Genomic DNA, 18,130 nt, shown 5'->3' with positions numbered 1-18,130 from the left:
TGCGTCCGTCGCCTGGACATCTTCAGACGGACTCTGCCGGTCCTGGACAAAGCAGTGCGAGTGGAAAGTCAGCGAACGCCTGCTCCAGCCGCACCTCTCCGGTCGAGGCGTCAACCGCCCCGCCGGTGAACACATTGACGAAATCTCCCGTCCCGACATCCGGCAGCGGGATCCGCGTGTCGCTCCAGAGCGAGGCCACCGGGCTCTCCGAAGACTTGCCGTGCGCATGCACCAGCCGCGGAGCGACGACGATCACGTCGAATTCCTTGGAGCCCGGTCGCCTCCAGCCGAAGGCGCAGACGTGTCCGGCCCGGTCTCCTTCGGCCGGGAGCGGCACGTACTCGGCGTCCAGGAACGCATCCGACTGCCGGACCTGGAGGGCCGCGTGAGTCACATAGAGTTTCAGCAGCGGATTCTCCGGGGCGGCGGCCAGTTCCCGCGCGAAGTCGCCACGATCGGCCGGAGAGGTAATCCGCGAGCGCAACTCGCCGAGGAGTTTCCGCCGGAGGTCATAGTCGACAGGACGCCGGTTGTCGGGATCGACGAGGCTGAAGTCCCACAGCTCCTGCCCCTGGTAGAGGTCCGGGATCCCCGGCGAGAGAGTCTTCAGGAGGACCTGCGACGCCGAGTTCCAGAGTCCCGCCGGGGCGATCGATCGGACAAACCGTTCGACGTCGGCGAGAAACCGTCCCGACCGATCCGCCAGGACTTCCGTGACGAACTGCCGGACCGCGTCGTCGTAGGCGGGGTTCGGACTGATCCAGCTCGTCCGCAGCTTCGCTTCGTGGGTCGCCTTCTCCATGTACTGAATCAGGCGGGCGGTCAGCTCTTTGAGCTGCTCTTCGTCCGGCGCGACGAGCGGCCAGATCCCGACGAGCGTCTGATAGAACAGCCACTCGTCGTTGCGGCTCGGGGCCGGGAGCCCGTCGACCTCGCGGCGGTACCGACGATTAAGGCGGGTCCACCGCTGGAGGGCCGAGCGCCACTCGCCCGGCGCCTCGCTCAGGACGCTGAGCCGCGCGCGGACGTCTTCGGTCCGCTTCGTGTCATGCGTCGTCGTCGCCAGCAGGGCTCCGGGCCATTTGGCCTGCCGGGCGACGTTCTGATCGTGGAAGGACTGGATCGACGTGACGGCATGGATCGGCTCCCCGCCGACCTCTTCCAGGGAGAGCAGCGGGACGTACCGGTAGAAGGCGGTGTCTTCGACCCCCTTGGCCATGACGGGGCTCGTCACCTGCTGGAAGCGGCCGACGAACAAGTCCCGCTCGCGGCGTCCGTCTTCGTTCAGGTCGAGCGGCTGCTCCAGCAGGAGGACATCGCGAACGAAATCGAAGACCGACGACTCGAGTGCGGGGTTCCGGCGTTTTGCCATCGCCGCCGCCCGCTGAACGATCTTGCGGTCGATCTCCGAGACGTATCCATCGTGGATGTACGTCCGGTACACCGAGAAGCAGGCGATGATTTCGCGAAGCGCGGCGCGGAGGGCCTGGAGCGTGTAGTCCCGCGAGCGGCGATGCCGATGGGACAGCCGGTCGAGCCGATGCGCCAGGAGCTGGACCTCGCTCTGCATGGCGCTGCTGAGGATCAGACGCTTGCTGAGGTAGACGGTCTCGTGGAAATCCTCCTTGAGATCGACGAACCGCTCGTAGTGCCGATGCAGCGTCCGCAAGCCACGGGGGTCGACGAACAGACCGTTGATCTGATTGAGATAGTCGTAGCCGCTGGTCCCCGCCACGGGCCATTCCGGCGGAAGGTCCTCGGACGGTCCGAGGATCTTCTCGACGGTGACATAGAGCGGAAGCGCGCCGTCGCGAACGCTCGGATCGGTCGGGCCCGCCGGGGGGGCTGCGACATCGATCTCCGGGGAATCCAGAAACGCGGCAGCGGGTGGAACAGGCGATCCGGAATTCGCAGGGGAATCGGCGGCCTTGTTCTCCTGACGGTCCTGGAGAAACAAGGACTGCGGAGCGGGGCCAGCCAATCGCTCGTGCAGGCGGGCCAGATAGTCCGGCCGGACTTCCTCCCACGATTCTTCATCGGAAAGGCGATCGTCGAACACGCGCTTTCCAAGCCGCTCGAGAAACGCCCACTGTAGACGCCACAGGTAAGTGGTCGGGGCAAGGAGCCCGTCGATGTGGTCGATGCGAAATCCATCTACCTCGCCGGCAACGGCGGCCTTCAGGACGACGTCGTGCGTCGCCTCGAAGACATCGACGCTCTCGGTGCAGACCGCCGCCAGTTCCGTGACGTCAAAGAACCGCCGGTAGTTCATCTCATCCGAACCGGCCTTCCAATAGACCAGCGCGTACGCCTGCGACAGCAGCAGCCGGTCCAGGGCGTCAAAGCTCGGCGGATCGCCGGCCCGGCCGTTGATGCGGGCCACCGCGCTCTGCACATGTTCGGCGACGCGCGATGAGTCACTGGCCAATCGCTGCAGCCGGTTCGAGATCACGACACTTTCGCGGTATCGCTCCGCGACCTTCTCCGGCGCAGTCGCGTGCCTTGGAGGAAGGTGCTGGATCGCGGTCAGGATCGACTGAAGCTCGATAACGTCGGCCGCCTCGGGGCCGGCCGTCGCCGCGAACTCATCGAGGCCGCTTCGCAGGATCTCATCCGAGGTCCGCGGATCGATCGGAAGCCGGGCCTCGTAGACCCGGACGAAGAACCGCCCCTCGTCGAACTCGATCGGAAGTTGCCCCGCCTCGAGGACCTTCCCATAAAAGTCGCCCAGAACCGGCAGCAGGACCTTCCCCGCCAACTCCCGCTTGACCGGTTCCCAGTCGATGTCGAAGTAGTGCGAGAACCGCGACGCCGGACCGTGCGTCAGGACATCGAGCCACCAGCCGTTGGCGTCTCCCGCGACGCACATGTGGTTCGGAACGATATCGAGCAGACAGCCCAGGCCGTTCTCCCGGAGCCTGGCGACGAACGCGCTGTAGTCGGCCTCAGCCCCGAGTTCCGTGTTGCGATGGGAATGGTCCGTCACATCGTAACCGTGCGCGCTCCCCGAACGGCTCTGCAGCTGGGGCGAGGAGTACACGTGACTGACGCCAAGGTCCGCCAGATAGTCGACGATGGCGGCGGCGGGGGAGTAACCGAACTCCTTCCGCATCTGCAGCCGATAGGTGGCGGACCATGTCCGCCGCTCCTGAAGCCGTCCCAGGACCTCGTCCACCAGGGGGGTCGCCCGGGAGCGTTCGCCCAACGTTTCGTCCGAGGAGGCGGCGGCAGCAGGTTCCCCATCGCGGCGCATCGGCAGCACCTCCTTCTCGAGGTCAGGAGCGGAGACAAGCCCGATCACGGCGTCCCCCCTTCGGTCTTGATCCAGCACCGCAGCACTTCCGCGACACTCCAGGCCTGGGCGCAACAACCGCGAGCCAGGAACGGCGATTCGGCGTCGAACACTTCGCTGATCGAGCCAATGCAGGCTTCGCCGAGATGGGTGGAGAAGCCCTCCAGCACCTGCCGCGCTCCGCGGCGGTCGTCCGGGTACGCCTTAAGAGCGGCATCGACATAGGGGCCGATCAACCAGCCCCAGACAGTCCCCTGATGATAGGCGGCATCGCGGGTCCGCAGGTCGCCATGATAGTTCGGCTTGTACTCCGGATCGTCGGGTGCGAGGGACCGCAGACCGACGGGAGTGAGCAGCTTCCGGCGCGCGGTGTCGACCACCGGCTTCCAACGCTTCTCGTCGAGGACCGGATTCGGCAGCGCAATCGCGAAGAGCTGATTCGGGCGGCAGGCGGGGTCGTCCCCCGTCTCGCCGTCGATGACATCCCACAGGCAGCCGGTCTTCTCGTTCCAGAACCGGCGGTTGAAGGAGTCCCGGATCTGGTCCCCTTCGTCACGGAACGGCTCGGCGGCCGCCATCCCCCGATCCTCGCGGACCCAGCGCTCCAGCAGCCGGACCGCGTTGTACCAGAGGGCGTTGATCTCGACCGCTTTGCCGCGGCGGGGAGTCACGACCCAGTCCCCCATCTTGGCGTCCATCCAGGTGAGCTGGTATCCGACCTCCCCCTGCCGCAACAGACCGTCGGCGGGGTCGACACCGATCTTGAACCGCGTCCCGCGGACGTGGTGGTCGTAGATGTCGACGAGCTGCGGCAGGATCTGCTTTCGCGTCGCGACGTCGCCCGTGACCGTCACGTAGCGGTCAAGGGCATGGAAGAACCACAGCGTCGCATCGGCGGTATGGTACAGCCCCTCCTTCTGTCCCTCGGGGAACATGTTGGGGATCAGGCCGTCGCGGATGTAGTGGGCGAAGGTCCGGAGAATGTACCCCGCCTCGGCATGCCGGCCGGTCGACAGGGTCAGCCCTTCGAGGCTGATCATCGTGTCGCGGCCCCAGTCGGTGAACCAGTGGTATCCGGCGATGACGGTGCGACGTTCGTCCCCTGAGGCCTTGGCGACCGCCAGGTCCTGAACACGGCCGACGGGGCGAATCAGGAACTGATCCGCGGCGAGGACCAGTTCGGGGCCCAGGCCAGTTTGTGCGGGGACCGGAGCGGTATGGATGAGCCGGTCGCGACGTTTCAGTTCGGCCTGCAGCGCCTCGGCTGGAGGAATCGCCAGGATATGGTCCCACGACTCGGTCGAGGCCGTCACGACGGCGTCGTGATTCACGGAGAGGTCAAAGCGGAAGTAGCCGGGACTCCACAGGTCGCCGACCGAGTCGTACCCGCGGCTCTCCTCGATCCGGTAGAGCATCTCGCGGAGGAACCGCCGCTCGATTGTGAACGCGGGCCGCTCGCCGATCGTGGTCAGGCGGAGCGTCGGGAGGTCGTCCCCGGCGAACAGCTCGAACCGGTCGTCGATCGCCCGCAGCTCGAAGCGGGGGGGAATCGGCGCGCTGACGTATGCGTCGTGGGAACGAAAGTGGACGCTCGGCATCAGTTTGAGCCGGACGGTCCCTTTCCCTTCGACGAGGCGGTAGACGATGTGCGAGGTGTTCTCGTGATGCGGCATGAAGAGCCGCTTCTCCAGGACGAACTCGCCGACGCGATAACGCCAGACCGGCAGCCCCATCTCCAGTCGGAATTCGTCCAGGTACTGCGCGCCGTGCAGTTGCAGCTGCGGGACCCGTTCTTCGCCACTGAGCAGGACCGTCTCTCCGCTCGGGAGCCGCAACTGTTCCGAGAGATGATTGAGCATCATCATCCGGCCGAGCGGGGCCGGGTGGGCGGCGATCAGCAGGCCGTGGTAGCGGCGCGTTGCGACTCCGGCGACGGTCCCCGAGGCGTAGCCCCCGAGTCCGTTGGTGACGAGCCACTCCCGCGTCACGAGCGGTTCGCTCTCGTCCATCGAACCGGGCTTCCAAGGCATCTTCCGTGTGACATCCATCACGATTTCTCCTTCGCAACCGCCGCCAGAAACACCGCCGCGTTCCCCGGAAGGAACCAATGCCGGTCTTTCTGGAGGGGGGGAATTCCGAGGCCGCCGTAGCGTGGGTCCTCGCTGCACCACCGCACTTCCCAATCGCAACCGGCCGGTTCGGCCAGCAGCGGCTCCGGCGCGGGGGAGAGGTGCGTGTCGCGCCCCAGGTTCACCAACAGCATCCGGTCGTAGCCATCGTCGCCGAAGAAGCGGATCAGGAAGCTGTGGGGGCCGAGAACCGCTCCGTCGAGATTTGACGACTGCTTGGCGATGACCTTGTCCTCTTTCCGAAGCCGGATCAGGTCGCGGTGCAGCGCCACCGCCTCGACGTGGCGTTCGCGCTCCTTCCAGTCGAGCCGCGATTGTTCAAATGTCAGCCGAGCGGCCGGATTGGGAATCCGCTTCTGCATCTCTGGCGACGCGAGACTCGGAAACTGCGCCATGAACTCTTTCCGGCCTTTCGCAACGAGCTGCGCCAGGTCCGGGCGGTGCTCCGCGAAGTAAAAGAACGGCGCGGACGAGGCAAATTCCTGTCCCTGGAACAGCATCGGCGTCCCGGGGCTGAGGAGGAACAGGGCGGTCAGGGCCCGATACTGGCCAGGGTTCGCCATCTGGTGGACCCGCTGCCCCTTCCCGGAATTGGCGATCTGGTCATGGTTCTCGAGGAACGTCACGAACGCCGGAGGCTCGGTCGTGAGGCTCGACGTCCCCCGGCGGTTCTTCTGCCAGAGGTACCACTGCCCCTGATAGAGATATCCCCATTTGATTGCCGAGATGAACTCCTGCGGCGTCCCCTTGTAGTCGGAGTAGTAGGCCTCGGAGTGTCCGGTCAGGGCGACGACCGCCGTGTGGTGGAAGTCGTCGTTCCACAGGGCGTCGAGGCCATAGCCCCCATCTTCGGGACCCTGGACGTGGCAGATCTTCTGCTCCTCGTTCTCTGCCACAACGATGATCGCCCGCTCTCCAGCCGCCGTCCGCGCCGCGGCGGTCAGTTCTGTCAGGATGTGCGAGCTTGAGCTGTCGTAGATGTTCTGCGTCGCGTCGAGCCGCAGGCCGTCGAGATGGAACTCGTCAATCCAGTAGGCCGCGTTCGTGGTGACGAACTCCCGGACCGCGGCGCTGTTGTGGTCGTCGTAGTTGACCGCCTCCCCCCAGTCGGTCTTGTGACGGTCCGTGAAGTAATCCTTGCTGAAGGCGTGGATGTAGTTCCCGTCGGGCCCGAAGTGGTTGTAGACCACATCGAGGATCACACCGAGCCCGAGCGAATGGGCTCGATCGACGAACGCTCGAAAGTCGTCCGGCGTTCCATAGAGCCGCGTCGGGGCGAAGAAGTTGACCCCGTCGTAACCCCAGCCGAACTCCCCCGCGAAGTCCGCCACCGGCATGACCTCAACGCAGGTGATGCCGACCTCTTGAAGATCCGTCAACCGCTCCGCCGCAGAGGACCAGGTCCCCTCGGGGGTGAAGGTCCCGATATGCAGCTCCATGAGGACCTGCCCCGCGAGGCGGCATCCGCGCCAATCGGAGTCCGTCCATCGGAATGCGGAGGGATCAACGACCTGCGACGGACCATGCGGACCGGAAGGCTGAAACCGCGACGCCGGGTCGGGATAGAGAAACGAATCGTCGTCTAGACGGAAGCGGTAAAGCGCGCCGCCGTGGATTTCTTCGGCCAGTCCGCTGAAGTACCCATTCCCTTCGGAGGCGAGGTCCACCGTCCGTGATTCCGGCATTTCGATGACGACCGCCGCGCGGCGGCGTTGCGGGGCCCAGACGCGGAAGGAAACCCCTCCGGCCATCGGCTCCGCTCCGATCGGATACCGGCGTCCAGATCCGTGGCGCATGTAAGGCTGCACTCGCGAGTGAAAAACCGAGTTGAAAATCTTTGTGCGTGCAGACTTAGGGAGCAAATGACGCGCCGTGCGGGATGACTGGGACCGAAGCCGACGCCCTTGGGAAGCAAATCCAGAGCCCCTGCAAGAAGTTCTGCTCCCTCATCCTGGCCGGAGCCATTCCCAGGGTTTGTCTCCGAGCCCGCACGATGGTCGCGCGGAGACCAGCCCCGCCAGAGAAGAGAGAACCGCGAGCGATTCACGTTAAGCCCGCTGCCCGGGTGGAACAAGTTCGAAAGGATGTCACGTAGGATGTCGCGGCACCCGACGTATCAATACTGATAGATCGCCAGAATGCCCCCGATGAGCCGGCTGGTCCGGAGCGTCTCTTCCGCCGAGTCGAGCCGCTCCGCGGAGAAGACCCCGGCCACCGTCCAGTGCTCCGTCAGCGCGAGCTCGAGGCGCGAACTGCCCCGGAGGATCGTCTGGTTCCTCGACGGGGGAGACGGGGCGGCGTAGTAATCGCGATAGCCGCCTCCCCCTTCGAGCGTCAGAGTCAGGATGTCCGTCAGCGGGAAGACCGCGGCGCCGTACACGAAGGCCGCGTCGAAGGCGAAGTCGCTTCCTTCCAGGTCCGCCCTCTGGCCGTCGACCCCGAGCGTCGCCGAGCGGATCTCGCGGCGGTCCAGCCACCACGTGTGCGCGATCCCCACCGCCTGCGTCACGCCATCCTGAGACGTGATCGACGGATTCCCACCGTCGCTCTTGAGGTTCGTCGAGTCGACCGAGTAGTACGCCACGGTGGTGTCGAGGTTGTCCCACACGGAGGTCAGCGACGCGGCCACGGCGTGTCGCCGTCCGAACGTCGAGCCGGCGAACTGGTCGAGCGTGTAGGCATACTGGAGCCGAGGCACGAGCGTGGCCCCATCGACCGGGAGCGACCGCTCGACGAACAGCCCGCCGAGATAGCTCTGGAGGTTGAGGTCGCTGAACTCCCCGTTGTTGATCGTGAAGTACCCCGTCCCCAGCGGGCCGGCCCGCCAGTCGTCCGTGTTGACGATCCGGTACTCCGCGCTCGGATTGAAGACGACCTGCGGACTCCCCGCGCCGTCCGCGACGAAGTTCCGGTTCGTCGGCGAAAGGGCGACGTTCGTGTTGTAGAGCACCCCGGTCTCGATCCGCATCGACAGGGGATCGCGGGGCTCGATCGCGCGGAGGGCGTCAACCTCCAGGTCGTTCGTCAGCTCCGAGCCGTCGAACCGCTTGATCTCGTAACTCGCCAGAACGAACGACTCATCCTCCGTCGGAACCGGAAGAGTCTCGAGCAGCCGCCGGGCTTCGGCTGCGTACTCGCTCTCCGGGACGAGGGAGGTGACGCGGGCCAGGTGATTGGCCGCGCTCTGCGCCTCCCCCTCCTTCTCGAGCAGGCGTCCGAGGTCGTAGTGCGCGGCCGCGTTCGTCGGTTCGAGGGTGAGGGCTCGCTCCAGGGCTTCGCGGGCCGATTCCGGATCTCCCCGCTCGGCGAGCGACTTCCCCAGCATCCGCCACGCCTGAGCGTCATCCGGCCGCTCGATCACCCTTCGCCGCAGGTAGTCGAGGATCTCGTCGCGACCGGCGGGAGCCGGGCTCCGCGATGCCAGCGGCAGGCCGGAGGAAGACTGGGCGAACACGGGTTCCGCCACCCAGATCAGGCTGACGACCGCGAGAGTCCAGACGAATCGAACTCGACCAGTCAGTGGCGATACCAACGTTTCCCCTCCGAGAGGATGGAAACCGGACCCTACCGGCAGTTCGGAGGACGGGTCAATTTGGCTTTTCGCGTCACCTTTCCGCAGGCCGCATCATTTGGCCGTATCGCCCTGAAAGCCGTTCACCAGCAGACGGTGCCGCTTTCGCCGCGGCAACGGCAACCGCCGTTGACAGAAGCGGGGGTTCCGGAAAACGCTCGCCGCCGATCGGTTCGCGGTTCCATTGTCCGGCGGGCCACCCTCGCGCCCGGTTCGTCCCCTGCGGACGGCAAAGCACGAGGTCGCCGCGTTCCGCGCCCGGAACAGAACACCCTGTTCCATCACCTTCCGGAGGAAGTCATGAAGCGAATGGAATGGACTCGATGGACAGGGAGCGCGGCCGCTCTGCTGCTCTCCGCCGCCGTGGCGCAGGCCCAGCCGGGCGGAACGGCGGGCGGCCTCCTTCGCGGGGCTGGCGGGGGAGGCGGTGGCGGTGGTGCAGCGGGAGCGGGAGGTGCAGGAGGAGCCGCTGGCGGAGTCGGAGGGGCGGGATCCATGGGGGCCGCTGCGCGGCTCAACGCCACCTCGACCGTCCGCGGGATGAACCCGGCTCAGGCGGTTCGCGGGACGACAGGAAACGGGGTCAGCGCCCGCGGGGGCGCCAACGTCGGTCTCTCGACCGCAGGCTCGCGGGCGTCCGCGACGGGGCAGGCCCGCGCCAATGCCCGGACGGGGCTCTTCACACAGGGAACGGCAGGAACGACCGAAACGGAGGCTGGAGCGGGGGAAGAGGCGGGGGTGAACCTACGCGCCAACGCCAGCCGCGGGAACGTCATGTTCACCGGTCGCGACCGCGCGGTTCATCAGGCTGAGCTCAATTTGAATCATCGCCTGGCGCAGATCGACCGCATGCGGGACAGAGCCCTGGCGTCCGGCGATGCCAAACTGCTGGCCCAGGCAGACCATCTCGAAGCGACCGCCCGTGCCCAGTACGAGCACCGCGCCGAGGTCCTCGGTCGCGACCGTCCCGGGGAAGCGGGCGAAGTTCCGACTTCGCCTTCGGATCCGGCTTCGCCCATGGAGCCGGCTCCGACGGCTCCCGAGACCGGGGCTGAGGTGACGCAGGCGAGCGATGTTGAGCTGCAGACCCTGTCGGATCCCGCCATCGCCCCCGTCGAGATCGACGGTCGTGCGCGGGGGCGGATCCGCGGCACCGTCCAGACGGAGCGCCGGCTCGATCCGTCGGTGCGCCGCATCCGCCAGGTGGGAGCCGATGCCGAAACCCGGGCCAACGGGACGTTCGACCGTTCCGTGCGGACGGCCGACGAGGTCCGATTCCGGACGCAGACCGACGTCGAAGAGGCGGCTGACACGACGTTCCGGGCCGGGGCCGAGGTCCAGGCCGATTCCGAGATCCAGACCCGCCGCGCCGGTCGCGCGATGGAGGCAGGGCTCGAAGAGGCCGCTGCCGCCGGAACGGAAGTCCGCCGGAACGGGCATTCCCTGCAGACGGGGCTCGACAACACGGCCCGCTCGGAGTTCACGTCGCCATTCGAGGCCCCTCCGCTCCGCGCTCGTCAGCGAACGGAAGCCAACGCCTCCGCCGAGGCGCGGGCCGAACTCCCTGTCCGCACTGGACCTCCCGCAGTGAAGGCGGAAGGAAAGGGCGGTTTCTTTTCAAGAATGACGTTTGCGCCGGGACGCACGAAGCCCGCCCCGGCCCCTGCGGCTCCCTCGGACTCGCCCGGGAGCAACTGAACCGGTGAGAGTTTCCGCTCTGCTGTTCACGCCGGCCCCGCGACGGACTCGTTCGCGGGGCCGGTTCGTTTTCCGCCCGTGTGGGTCACGTTGCTGACGATTCGGACCGCGGCCCCTCCGTCGCGCTCTCGTCCGTCGGGCTATCGGGGGGCGCGACGGTCGTTGCCTCCGTTTCGGGAACGATCATTCCGAGGATCGTGGCCGCGACGACGACTGCCGCCTCGACCGCGATCAGAACGAGGCCGTACCGGCCGAGCCAGCGTTTGAGCGGATGGTTCTGATCGCCGACTCCCGCCGCCGCCCACGCGGTCGCCGTGACGCAGAAGAGCGCCGCGGCGAGTCCGGCGAGCCGGAACCAAACTGAGACGGGGGAACGCTGCACAACAATGCTCGGTTGCTGGGACGCTTGGGTTTGGAGGCCCGTCGAGCCCCGCCATCCTCAGTCTTTCGTGTCCTCCGCGAAAGTTGAAGGGCGCGGCATCGCTTATCCCGCGTCCTTGCCGGCACAGCTCGGCTCGCTCAAACCCAACGTGCGACGGCCGCTGGGGTCAAGTGGGTCTCACCCCCTTGCCGCCGGAGGCATTTTCGATGAGGAACCGTGGTACACAACGGATGTCCCTTTTGTGGCACCAGCGTTGAGGACTCCCTCACAATACACCGTTGGCTTTGCAATCCCCGCGGGTTGGTGAAGGGGCATACGACACGGTGTCCGCGCTTGGACAGGATCTCCTTCCGACAGTTTCCGACGAGCCAGGCCTCCGGCGGGCAAGAGGGCGTTGCCCCCTTGCATCCCCCACCAGGGTCCCTCTGGACCCCCGATGTGGCCAATCGTTCGCCTGCCGCTCTCCCCATATTGAGAGCACCTTGATTTCATTCACCCCTTGATCAAGAATCCAATCCACCCGGGCTCCCGGGACGATGACACCCATCCAACACCCCCACCGTTGAGAGTCATGTCGATCGCCCGCGCTGAACAACTGAAGAAGGACCTCACCGACCGGTTCGTCGTCGTGGCCGACGGAGTCCCCGAACTCCGACGCTTCTCCGGACTCACCGGAACCGTCCGGACCGTCAACATGAACTGCCGGGCCCTCGTCGAATTCGACGGAGCCGTCGACATCAGCTGGTACGACATCGACCCCTCCTTCCTCCGCGTCGTCGACGCCCCGCTGAAGAAGGAAAAACCAGCCGCCGCAGCCGCTCCCGCCGCCCCGGCCAAAGCCGCGGCCCCCGCCAAAGCGGCCGGCAAGAGCCCGCTGGAACTCGCCCGCGCCCAGGGAGCCCCCAAGCCCGCCGGAGCCGACGCCGGCGAAGGGAAGAAACTCTCCCCCCTCGAGCTCGCCCGCCAGCAGGGCGCCCCGAAGGCCGCCGCGGCACCGGCCGCCGACGCCGGGAAGAAGCTCTCCCCAATGGAACTGATCCGGCAGCAGGGAGCCCAGAAAGCCGCCCCGCCTGCGGAAGCCGCTCCTGCGGCCGAAGCCCCCGTCGCGGAAGCGGCTCCGGCTCCTCCGGCCGAGGCCCCCGCCGCTCCGAAGGCGGACAAGCCGAAGTCCCCGGCCGAGATCATGGCGGCGATCCGCGCGAACAAGAAGGCTTGAAGACGAGCGCCGCCGCCCCGAGTCATCTCCGCTCCCTGGAGAGCGCATGCCCCTGACCGCTGCCGAAGTCCCCGCGCTGATCGCCGGATCGCTGCTCCTCGCCTTCGGAGGCGGAACGATCTGGCGACAGGTGCAGACCCGCCGCGAGCAGATCCGCGAAGAGTCGATCCCGCTCGAAGACCTCGACTTCGCCCGTCGTCAGTTCCGCCGCCGCGTCCAGACCTCCGCACTCATCTGCTTCATCGGGATCCTGATCATCATCGGCGATCTCGTCATCCCCTGGGGACGGGACGGCAAGGGGAACCGCGTCGCCGCCACCTTCTGGTTCGCGGTCTACTGGTCCGGCGTCCTGCTCCTCACCTTCTGGGTCATCCTGCTCGCCATCGGCGATTTCCTCTCCATCCGCGTCAACACGCAATCGAAGATGTCGCGGCTCCGCGCCGCTCAGCGCTCGCTCATGAAAGAAGCCGAGCGGCTCCGCGACGAACAAAAGTGACGGCACGCTGGGATCGCCGCTGGCTGATGGGTTAGACTCCCGACCGGGCAGGGGGGAACGTCCCCGCCCGCTTGAGATTACGCTCTTCTCATCCCGTTAGCGGAATGGTCCTCATGCAGCTCCGTTCGTTCCTCTGGTCACTGGCCGTGACCGTCTCCCTCGGTCGGTTGGGCATCGCCGACGATGTCCGCCGCGCTGATGCCGTCGTCGCACAGGCTCCGCTGCCGAACGCGGGCGACGCCCCCGCCCAGAAGAGGACCGTGAACCAGCCGGTCCTGGTCAACGACGTCCCGGCGACCGAAGGCTTCACGCCGATCTTCGACGGCAAGACCCTCGAGGGCTGGCGCGGAGAGATGGACTACTGGCGCGTCGAAGACGGCATCATCGTCGGCGAAGCCAAGGGGAAGCCGCTCGACCACAACACGTTCCTCGTGTGGGACCAGGGGGAGGTCGACGACTTCGAGATTCGCCTCATGTTCCGCCTCACCGGGACCGACGAGAAGGCGGCTAACAGCGGCCTCCAGTTCCGCAGCCAGCAGCTTCCGGACGGCCATGTCGTCGGCTACCAGGCGGACATCGACCTGGCCGGCAACTGGGTCGGAGCGCTCTACGACGAGCACGGCCGGGCGGTCCTCGCCAAGCGGGGCCAGAAGACCGAGATCGCCCAGGACGGCAAGCGGACCGAAAGCAGCCTCGGCAGCGCCGAGGCCCTCCTCGCTAAGATCAAGAAGGGGGACTGGAACGAGTACACGATCATCGCCCGCGGCAACCACATCACCCTCAAGGTCAACAACGAGGTGACCGCCGAGGTGATCGACGCCCAGAAGGACCCCGGCGGCGACACGAACAAGCAGGGTGAACGGAAGGGGCTCTTCGCCCTCCAGCTTCACTCCGGCCCGCCGCAGAAGGTTGAGTTCAAGGACATCCGCCTCAAGCGGCTGCCGCTGGCCGAAGGGAAGAAGGTTGTCTTCGTCGCCGGACGTCCCAGCCACGCCCCGCGGGAGCACGAGCACAACGCCGGCTGCCGCCTGCTTGCCAAGAGCCTGGAAGCGGCGGCCGAAGCGGCCGGCACGCCGATCGTCACGACCGTCTACTCGAACGGCTTTCCGAAGGACATGACGGCGTTCGACAACGCCGACACCGTCGTCTCCTACTGCGATGGCGGCGGGGGACACTACCTCGTCCCGGTCATCAAGGACTTCGACAAGGTGATGAGCCGCGGCGTCGGCCTCGTCTGCATCCACTACGCCGTCGAAATCCCGGCGGGTGAAGCGGGGAACGCCCTCCTCAAGTGGATCGGCGGTTACTTCGAAGCGAACTGGTCGGTCAACCCGCACTGGCTCGGCAAGTTCGAGAAGCTTCCGGACCATCCGGTGACGCGGGGCGTGAAGCCGTTCGAGATCAACGACGAGTGGTACTACCACATGCGGTTCCGCCCCAACATGGAAGGGGTGACGCCGATCCTGACCGCCCTCCCGCCGCGCGAGACGCTCAGCCGTCCCGATGGCCCGCACAGCGGCAACCCGGCGGTCCGGGAAGCGGTCCTCGAGAAGAAGGAGCCGCAGCACATGGCCTGGGCCGCCGAACGGGCGGATGGCAAGGGACGCGGCTTCGGCTTCACCGGGGCCCACTTCCATCGCAACTGGCAGAACGACGACTTCCGCAAGCTCGTCCTGAATGCGATCGCCTGGACCGCTCATGCCGAGGTCCCGAAGGAAGGCTTCGTCAGCCCGACTCCGACCGCCGACCAGCTGGAGCAGAACCTCGATCCCAAGGGACAGCCGAAGAAGGCAGCGGCAGCTCCCGCCGCCGCGCCGGCCCAGGCCGCCGGCAAGCCGGGGACGAAGGCGGCCGGATCGACCGGAATCGTCTCGACGAAGTCCGAAGGGCACTCCGCCACACTCGACGCCGACATCACCGGAGCGAAGCAGCTCTATCTCGTCGTCACCGACGGCGGTGACGGCTTCGGCTGCGACTGGGCCGACTGGGCCGAGCCGCGGCTGGTCGGGCCGGAGGGGGAGAAGAAGCTGACCGACCTCAAGTGGCGCTCCGGAACGAGCGACTTCGGCCAGCCGACTGCGGGACAGAACTGCAACGGCGGACCGCTGACCATCGACGGCAAGACCGTCGAATACGGCATCGGCACGCACGCCAACTCGGTGGTCGCCTTCGACCTGCCGGACGGCCACAAGTTCACCCGCTTCAAGGCCCGCTGCGGCATCGACGATGGCGGCAGCCGGCAGGGCTGCGGATCGACCGTCCAGTTCCACGTCTTCACCGAGGCGCCGCCGGCGGGATTCGCCGCGGCCAAAACGGGGGGCGGGGACCGCGAACCGACCCTCGCCGTCGCGCAGCTCGACGTCGCCGAAGGGCTCGACGCCACGTTGTTCGCCGCCGAACCGACGCTGCTGAGCCCGAGTGACATCGACGTCGACCACAAAGGACGGGTCTGGGTCTGCGAAGTCGTGAACTATCGCCACCGCAGCGGCGAGCGTCCGGAAGGGGACCGAATCCTCGTCCTCGAAGACACGAACGAGGACGGCGTGAGCGACAAGACGCACGTCTTCTATCAAGGGCGCGAAGTCGACACGGCCCACGGGATCTGTGTCCTGGGAAACCGGGTCATCGTCTCCGTCGGCGACAAGGTCTGGAACTTCTATGACGACAACGGCGACCTCAAGGCGGACCGCAAGGAGCTGATGTTCTCCGGAATCGCCGGGACGCAGCACGACCACGGCATCCACGCCTTCGTCTTCGGGCCCGACGGCAAGCTCTATTTCAACTTCGGCAACGCGGGCCGGCAGATCCGCGATAAGGACGGCAAGCCGATCGTCGACAAGATGGGAAACGAGATCAACGACTCCCGCAAGCCGTACCAGGAAGGGATGGTCTTCCGCTGCGACCTCGACGGCTCGAATCTGGAAACGCTGGGCTGGAACTTCCGCAACAACTGGGAAGTGGCGGTCGACTCGTTCGGGTCGCTCTGGCAGTCGGACAACGATGACGACGGCAACCGCGGTGTGCGGATCAACTTCGTCATGGAGTACGGGAACTACGGCTTCAAGGACGAGATGACGGGAGCGAGCTGGCAGACGCCCCGGACCAACATCGAGACGGAGATTCCGCTCCGGCACTGGCACCTCAACGACCCCGGCGTCATGCCGAACCTGCTGCAGACGGGAGGGGGAGCCCCCACCGGCATCTGCATCTACGAAGGGACGCTCCTTCCGAAGACGTTCCAGAACCAGATCATCCATTGCGACGCCGGGCCGAACGTCGTCCGGGCCTATCCCGCCAAGCCGGCCGGAGCCGGCTACACCGCCGAGATGGTCAATATCCTGTTCGGCGCTCGGGACAACTGGTTCCGGCCGTCGGATGCCTGCGTCGCGCCGGACGGCTCGCTGATCGTTTCCGACTGGTATGACCCGGGGGTCGGCGGACACCGCATGGGAGACGCCGACAAGGGACGGATCTTCCGTGTCGCTCCGCCCAAGGCGCCCTACAAGAGTCCGAAGTACGACTTCACGACCGCCGACGGAGCGGTCGAAGCCCTCAAGAGCCCGAACATGGAAGCCCGCTACCTGGCGTGGCAGGCCCTTCACAAGATGGGCGCGGACGCCGTACCGGCACTGACCCGGCTGGCCGCCAGCGACAATCCCCGGTTCGCCGCGCGGGCCCTCTGGCTCCTCGGCAAGCAGAATGACACGTCCAAGCGGGCCGCCATCGTCATCCAGGCTCTCCGCTCCGCCGACTCCGACCTGCGGATCGTCGGCATCCGTCTCGCCCGCCAGCTTCTCGCCGAAGGGACGGAACTCTCCGAGATCCACGACGCGGTCAACATCCACGACCCGTCGCCCGCCGTTCGCCGCGAACTCCTGGTCGGCCTCCGCGAGCTCAAGCTCGAGTCGCACCCGGAACTGCCGGGAGCCTGGGCCGAGCTTGCCTCGCAGTACGACGGCAAGGACCGCTGGTATCTGGAAGCCCTCGGGATCGCCGCCGACGGCCGCTGGGATTCGCTCCTCGACGCGTGGCTCAAAAAGATCGGCAACGACTGGAACACGCCGGCCGGCCGTGACATCGTCTGGCGCTCCCGCGCGACAAAGACGCCCGGCCTTCTGCTCCAGATCATTTCGGACGCCTCGACGGGGACGGCGGACCTGCCGCGGTACTTCCGGGCCTTCGACTTCCTCACCGGTGGAGACAAGGACCAGTCGATTGTCGAGCTCGCCTTCTCCGGAGTTCCCGGGGACGACGCGAAGAAGACCCTCGTCTCGGCCGAGGCGATCAGCCGTCTCCAGGGCTTCGACCTCAAGGCCAAGCCCGAATACAAGGCCGCCCTCGAACGGGTCCTGGAAGCGAAGAAGGGGACTGTCGAATACGTGAAGCTCGTCGACAAGTTCGACCTCAAGGACCACGACATCGCCCTCCTGAAGCTCGCGCAGGAGCATCCCGAGGAGCAGGTCGGGGTCGAAGCCGTCCGCTCGCTCCTGAATCGCGGACAGCAGAAGTCGCTCGTCGCCGCCGCCCACGCGAAAGACCAGCAACTCGCCAAGTCGGTCGTAACGGCGATCGGCCTTGCCGCCGACGGCCGGGCCCGCAAGCTCCTCTCGGATCTCATGAACGACGATGCCGCCGGACTCGACGTCCGCCGCGCCGCGGCGCGGGGGCTCGGCAACATCCGCCAGGGGGCGGAGGACCTGCTGAAGCTGGCCGAAGAGAAGAAGTACGATCCCTCGCTCAAGGACGCCCTGGCGAGCGCGCTCTCGGGGGCCCAGTGGAACGACGTCCGCCAGAAGGCGGCGGCGATCTTTCCGGCTCCCCCGAGCAAGAACAACGAGCCCGTGCCACCGCTCGACCAGCTCGTGAAGCGCAACGGCACCGTGGCGGAAGGGCGGGTCGTCTTCAACACGACCGGAACCTGCAACAAGTGTCACATCGTCAACGGCATCGGCCGGGAGATCGGACCGAACCTCTCGGAGATCGGCAAGAAGCTCAGCAAGCAGGCCCTCTTCGAGTCGATCCTCTATCCGAGCGCCGGGATCAGCCACAACTACGAGTCCTACACGGTCGTGACGACCGGCGGGGAGGTCCTGACGGGCCTCATCGTCAGCGACACCGCGGAGGGGATCACGCTCAAGGACTCGAACGGTCTGACCCGCATGCTGAAGCAGAGCGAGATCGAAGAGAAGAAGAAGCAGCAGGTCTCGCTGATGCCGGCCGACCTGCAGAAGCTGATGACGATCGGGGAACTCGTCGATGTCGTCGAGTACCTGCAGACGCTGAAGGTCGCGGAAACGAAGTAGGTCGAGTCATGCAGACGCGGGGGCGATGCCGGAGCCCTCGCGT

The 18,130-nt window shown here is 66.5% G+C and carries 9 protein-coding genes; 4 read left to right on the top strand and 5 right to left on the bottom strand.

Features of this window, described 5'->3' with window-relative positions; all coding sequences use genetic code 11:
* Positions 1 to 22: 22 nt before the first annotated feature.
* The 4 genes from treY to VT03_RS31655 form a co-directional block, all read right to left on the bottom strand.
* On the bottom strand, positions 23 to 3,331 hold the full coding sequence (gene treY, locus VT03_RS31670) for a malto-oligosyltrehalose synthase (RefSeq protein ID WP_156514921.1): 3,309 nt from the start codon (positions 3,329 to 3,331) through the stop codon (positions 23 to 25).
* Positions 3,298 to 5,340 (bottom strand): amylo-alpha-1,6-glucosidase, encoded by a 2,043-nt coding sequence (locus tag VT03_RS31665; protein ID WP_075096709.1) that lies wholly within the window; start codon positions 5,338 to 5,340, stop codon positions 3,298 to 3,300. The genes treY and VT03_RS31665 overlap by 34 nt, the downstream gene beginning before the upstream one ends.
* Positions 5,340 to 7,217, bottom strand: a complete 1,878-nt coding sequence (gene treZ, locus VT03_RS31660) for a malto-oligosyltrehalose trehalohydrolase (RefSeq protein ID WP_075096708.1) — start codon at positions 7,215 to 7,217, stop codon at positions 5,340 to 5,342. The genes VT03_RS31665 and treZ overlap by 1 nt, the downstream gene beginning before the upstream one ends.
* Before the next feature lie 320 nt (positions 7,218 to 7,537).
* Positions 7,538 to 8,953, bottom strand: a complete 1,416-nt coding sequence (locus VT03_RS31655; protein ID WP_082846678.1) for a tetratricopeptide repeat protein — start codon at positions 8,951 to 8,953, stop codon at positions 7,538 to 7,540.
* Positions 8,954 to 9,292: 339 nt separating this feature from the next.
* Between VT03_RS31655 and VT03_RS31650 the strand changes: the two genes are divergently transcribed.
* A complete protein-coding gene (locus VT03_RS31650) occupies positions 9,293 to 10,690 on the top strand; it encodes a hypothetical protein (protein WP_156514919.1) in 1,398 nt (465 codons plus the stop codon).
* 85 nt (positions 10,691 to 10,775) lie between these two features.
* On the opposite strand, the gene VT03_RS31645 is transcribed toward VT03_RS31650, so the two are convergent.
* Positions 10,776 to 11,072, bottom strand: a complete 297-nt coding sequence (locus VT03_RS31645; protein WP_075096705.1) for a hypothetical protein — start codon at positions 11,070 to 11,072, stop codon at positions 10,776 to 10,778.
* Between the two features lie 571 nt (positions 11,073 to 11,643).
* Here VT03_RS31645 and VT03_RS35050 point away from each other — a divergent pair.
* The 3 genes from VT03_RS35050 to VT03_RS31630 all read left to right on the top strand — a co-directional run bounded on the left by VT03_RS35050 (position 11,644) and on the right by VT03_RS31630 (position 18,087).
* Positions 11,644 to 12,288, top strand: a complete 645-nt coding sequence (locus VT03_RS35050) for a hypothetical protein (protein ID WP_075096704.1) — start codon at positions 11,644 to 11,646, stop codon at positions 12,286 to 12,288.
* Positions 12,289 to 12,334: 46 nt separating this feature from the next.
* Complete coding sequence (locus VT03_RS31635; protein WP_075096703.1) at positions 12,335 to 12,784, top strand: hypothetical protein; 450 nt, start codon at positions 12,335 to 12,337, stop codon at positions 12,782 to 12,784.
* Positions 12,785 to 12,897: 113 nt separating this feature from the next.
* Positions 12,898 to 18,087 carry a PVC-type heme-binding CxxCH protein gene (locus tag VT03_RS31630; RefSeq protein ID WP_082846850.1) on the top strand — a complete coding sequence of 1,730 codons (5,190 nt, stop codon included), beginning with the start codon at positions 12,898 to 12,900 and terminating at the stop codon, positions 18,085 to 18,087.
* The last annotated feature ends 43 nt before the right edge of the window (positions 18,088 to 18,130 follow it).

The sequence above is a fragment of the Planctomyces sp. SH-PL14 genome (genome assembly GCF_001610835.1).
In the GTDB taxonomy this organism is placed as follows: Bacteria; Planctomycetota; Planctomycetia; order Planctomycetales; family Planctomycetaceae; genus Planctomyces_A.
The sequence above is the reverse complement of the archived record's forward strand: the minus strand, read 5'-3'. Positions and strand labels throughout refer to the sequence as shown.

Excerpts from the sequence above, each read along its gene's own strand:
- VT03_RS31650 (WP_156514919.1), top strand. The coding sequence starts at position 9,293 with ATGAAGCGAATGGAATGGACTCGATGGACAGGGAGCGCGGCCGCTCTG.
- VT03_RS35050 (WP_075096704.1), top strand. The coding sequence starts at position 11,644 with ATGTCGATCGCCCGCGCTGAACAACTGAAGAAGGACCTCACCGACCGG.
- VT03_RS31635 (WP_075096703.1), top strand. The coding sequence starts at position 12,335 with ATGCCCCTGACCGCTGCCGAAGTCCCCGCGCTGATCGCCGGATCGCTG.
- VT03_RS31630 (WP_082846850.1), top strand. The coding sequence starts at position 12,898 with ATGCAGCTCCGTTCGTTCCTCTGGTCACTGGCCGTGACCGTCTCCCTC.
- VT03_RS31665 (WP_075096709.1), bottom strand. The coding sequence starts at position 5,340 with ATGGATGTCACACGGAAGATGCCTTGGAAGCCCGGTTCGATGGACGAG.
- treZ (WP_075096708.1), bottom strand. The coding sequence starts at position 7,217 with ATGCGCCACGGATCTGGACGCCGGTATCCGATCGGAGCGGAGCCGATG.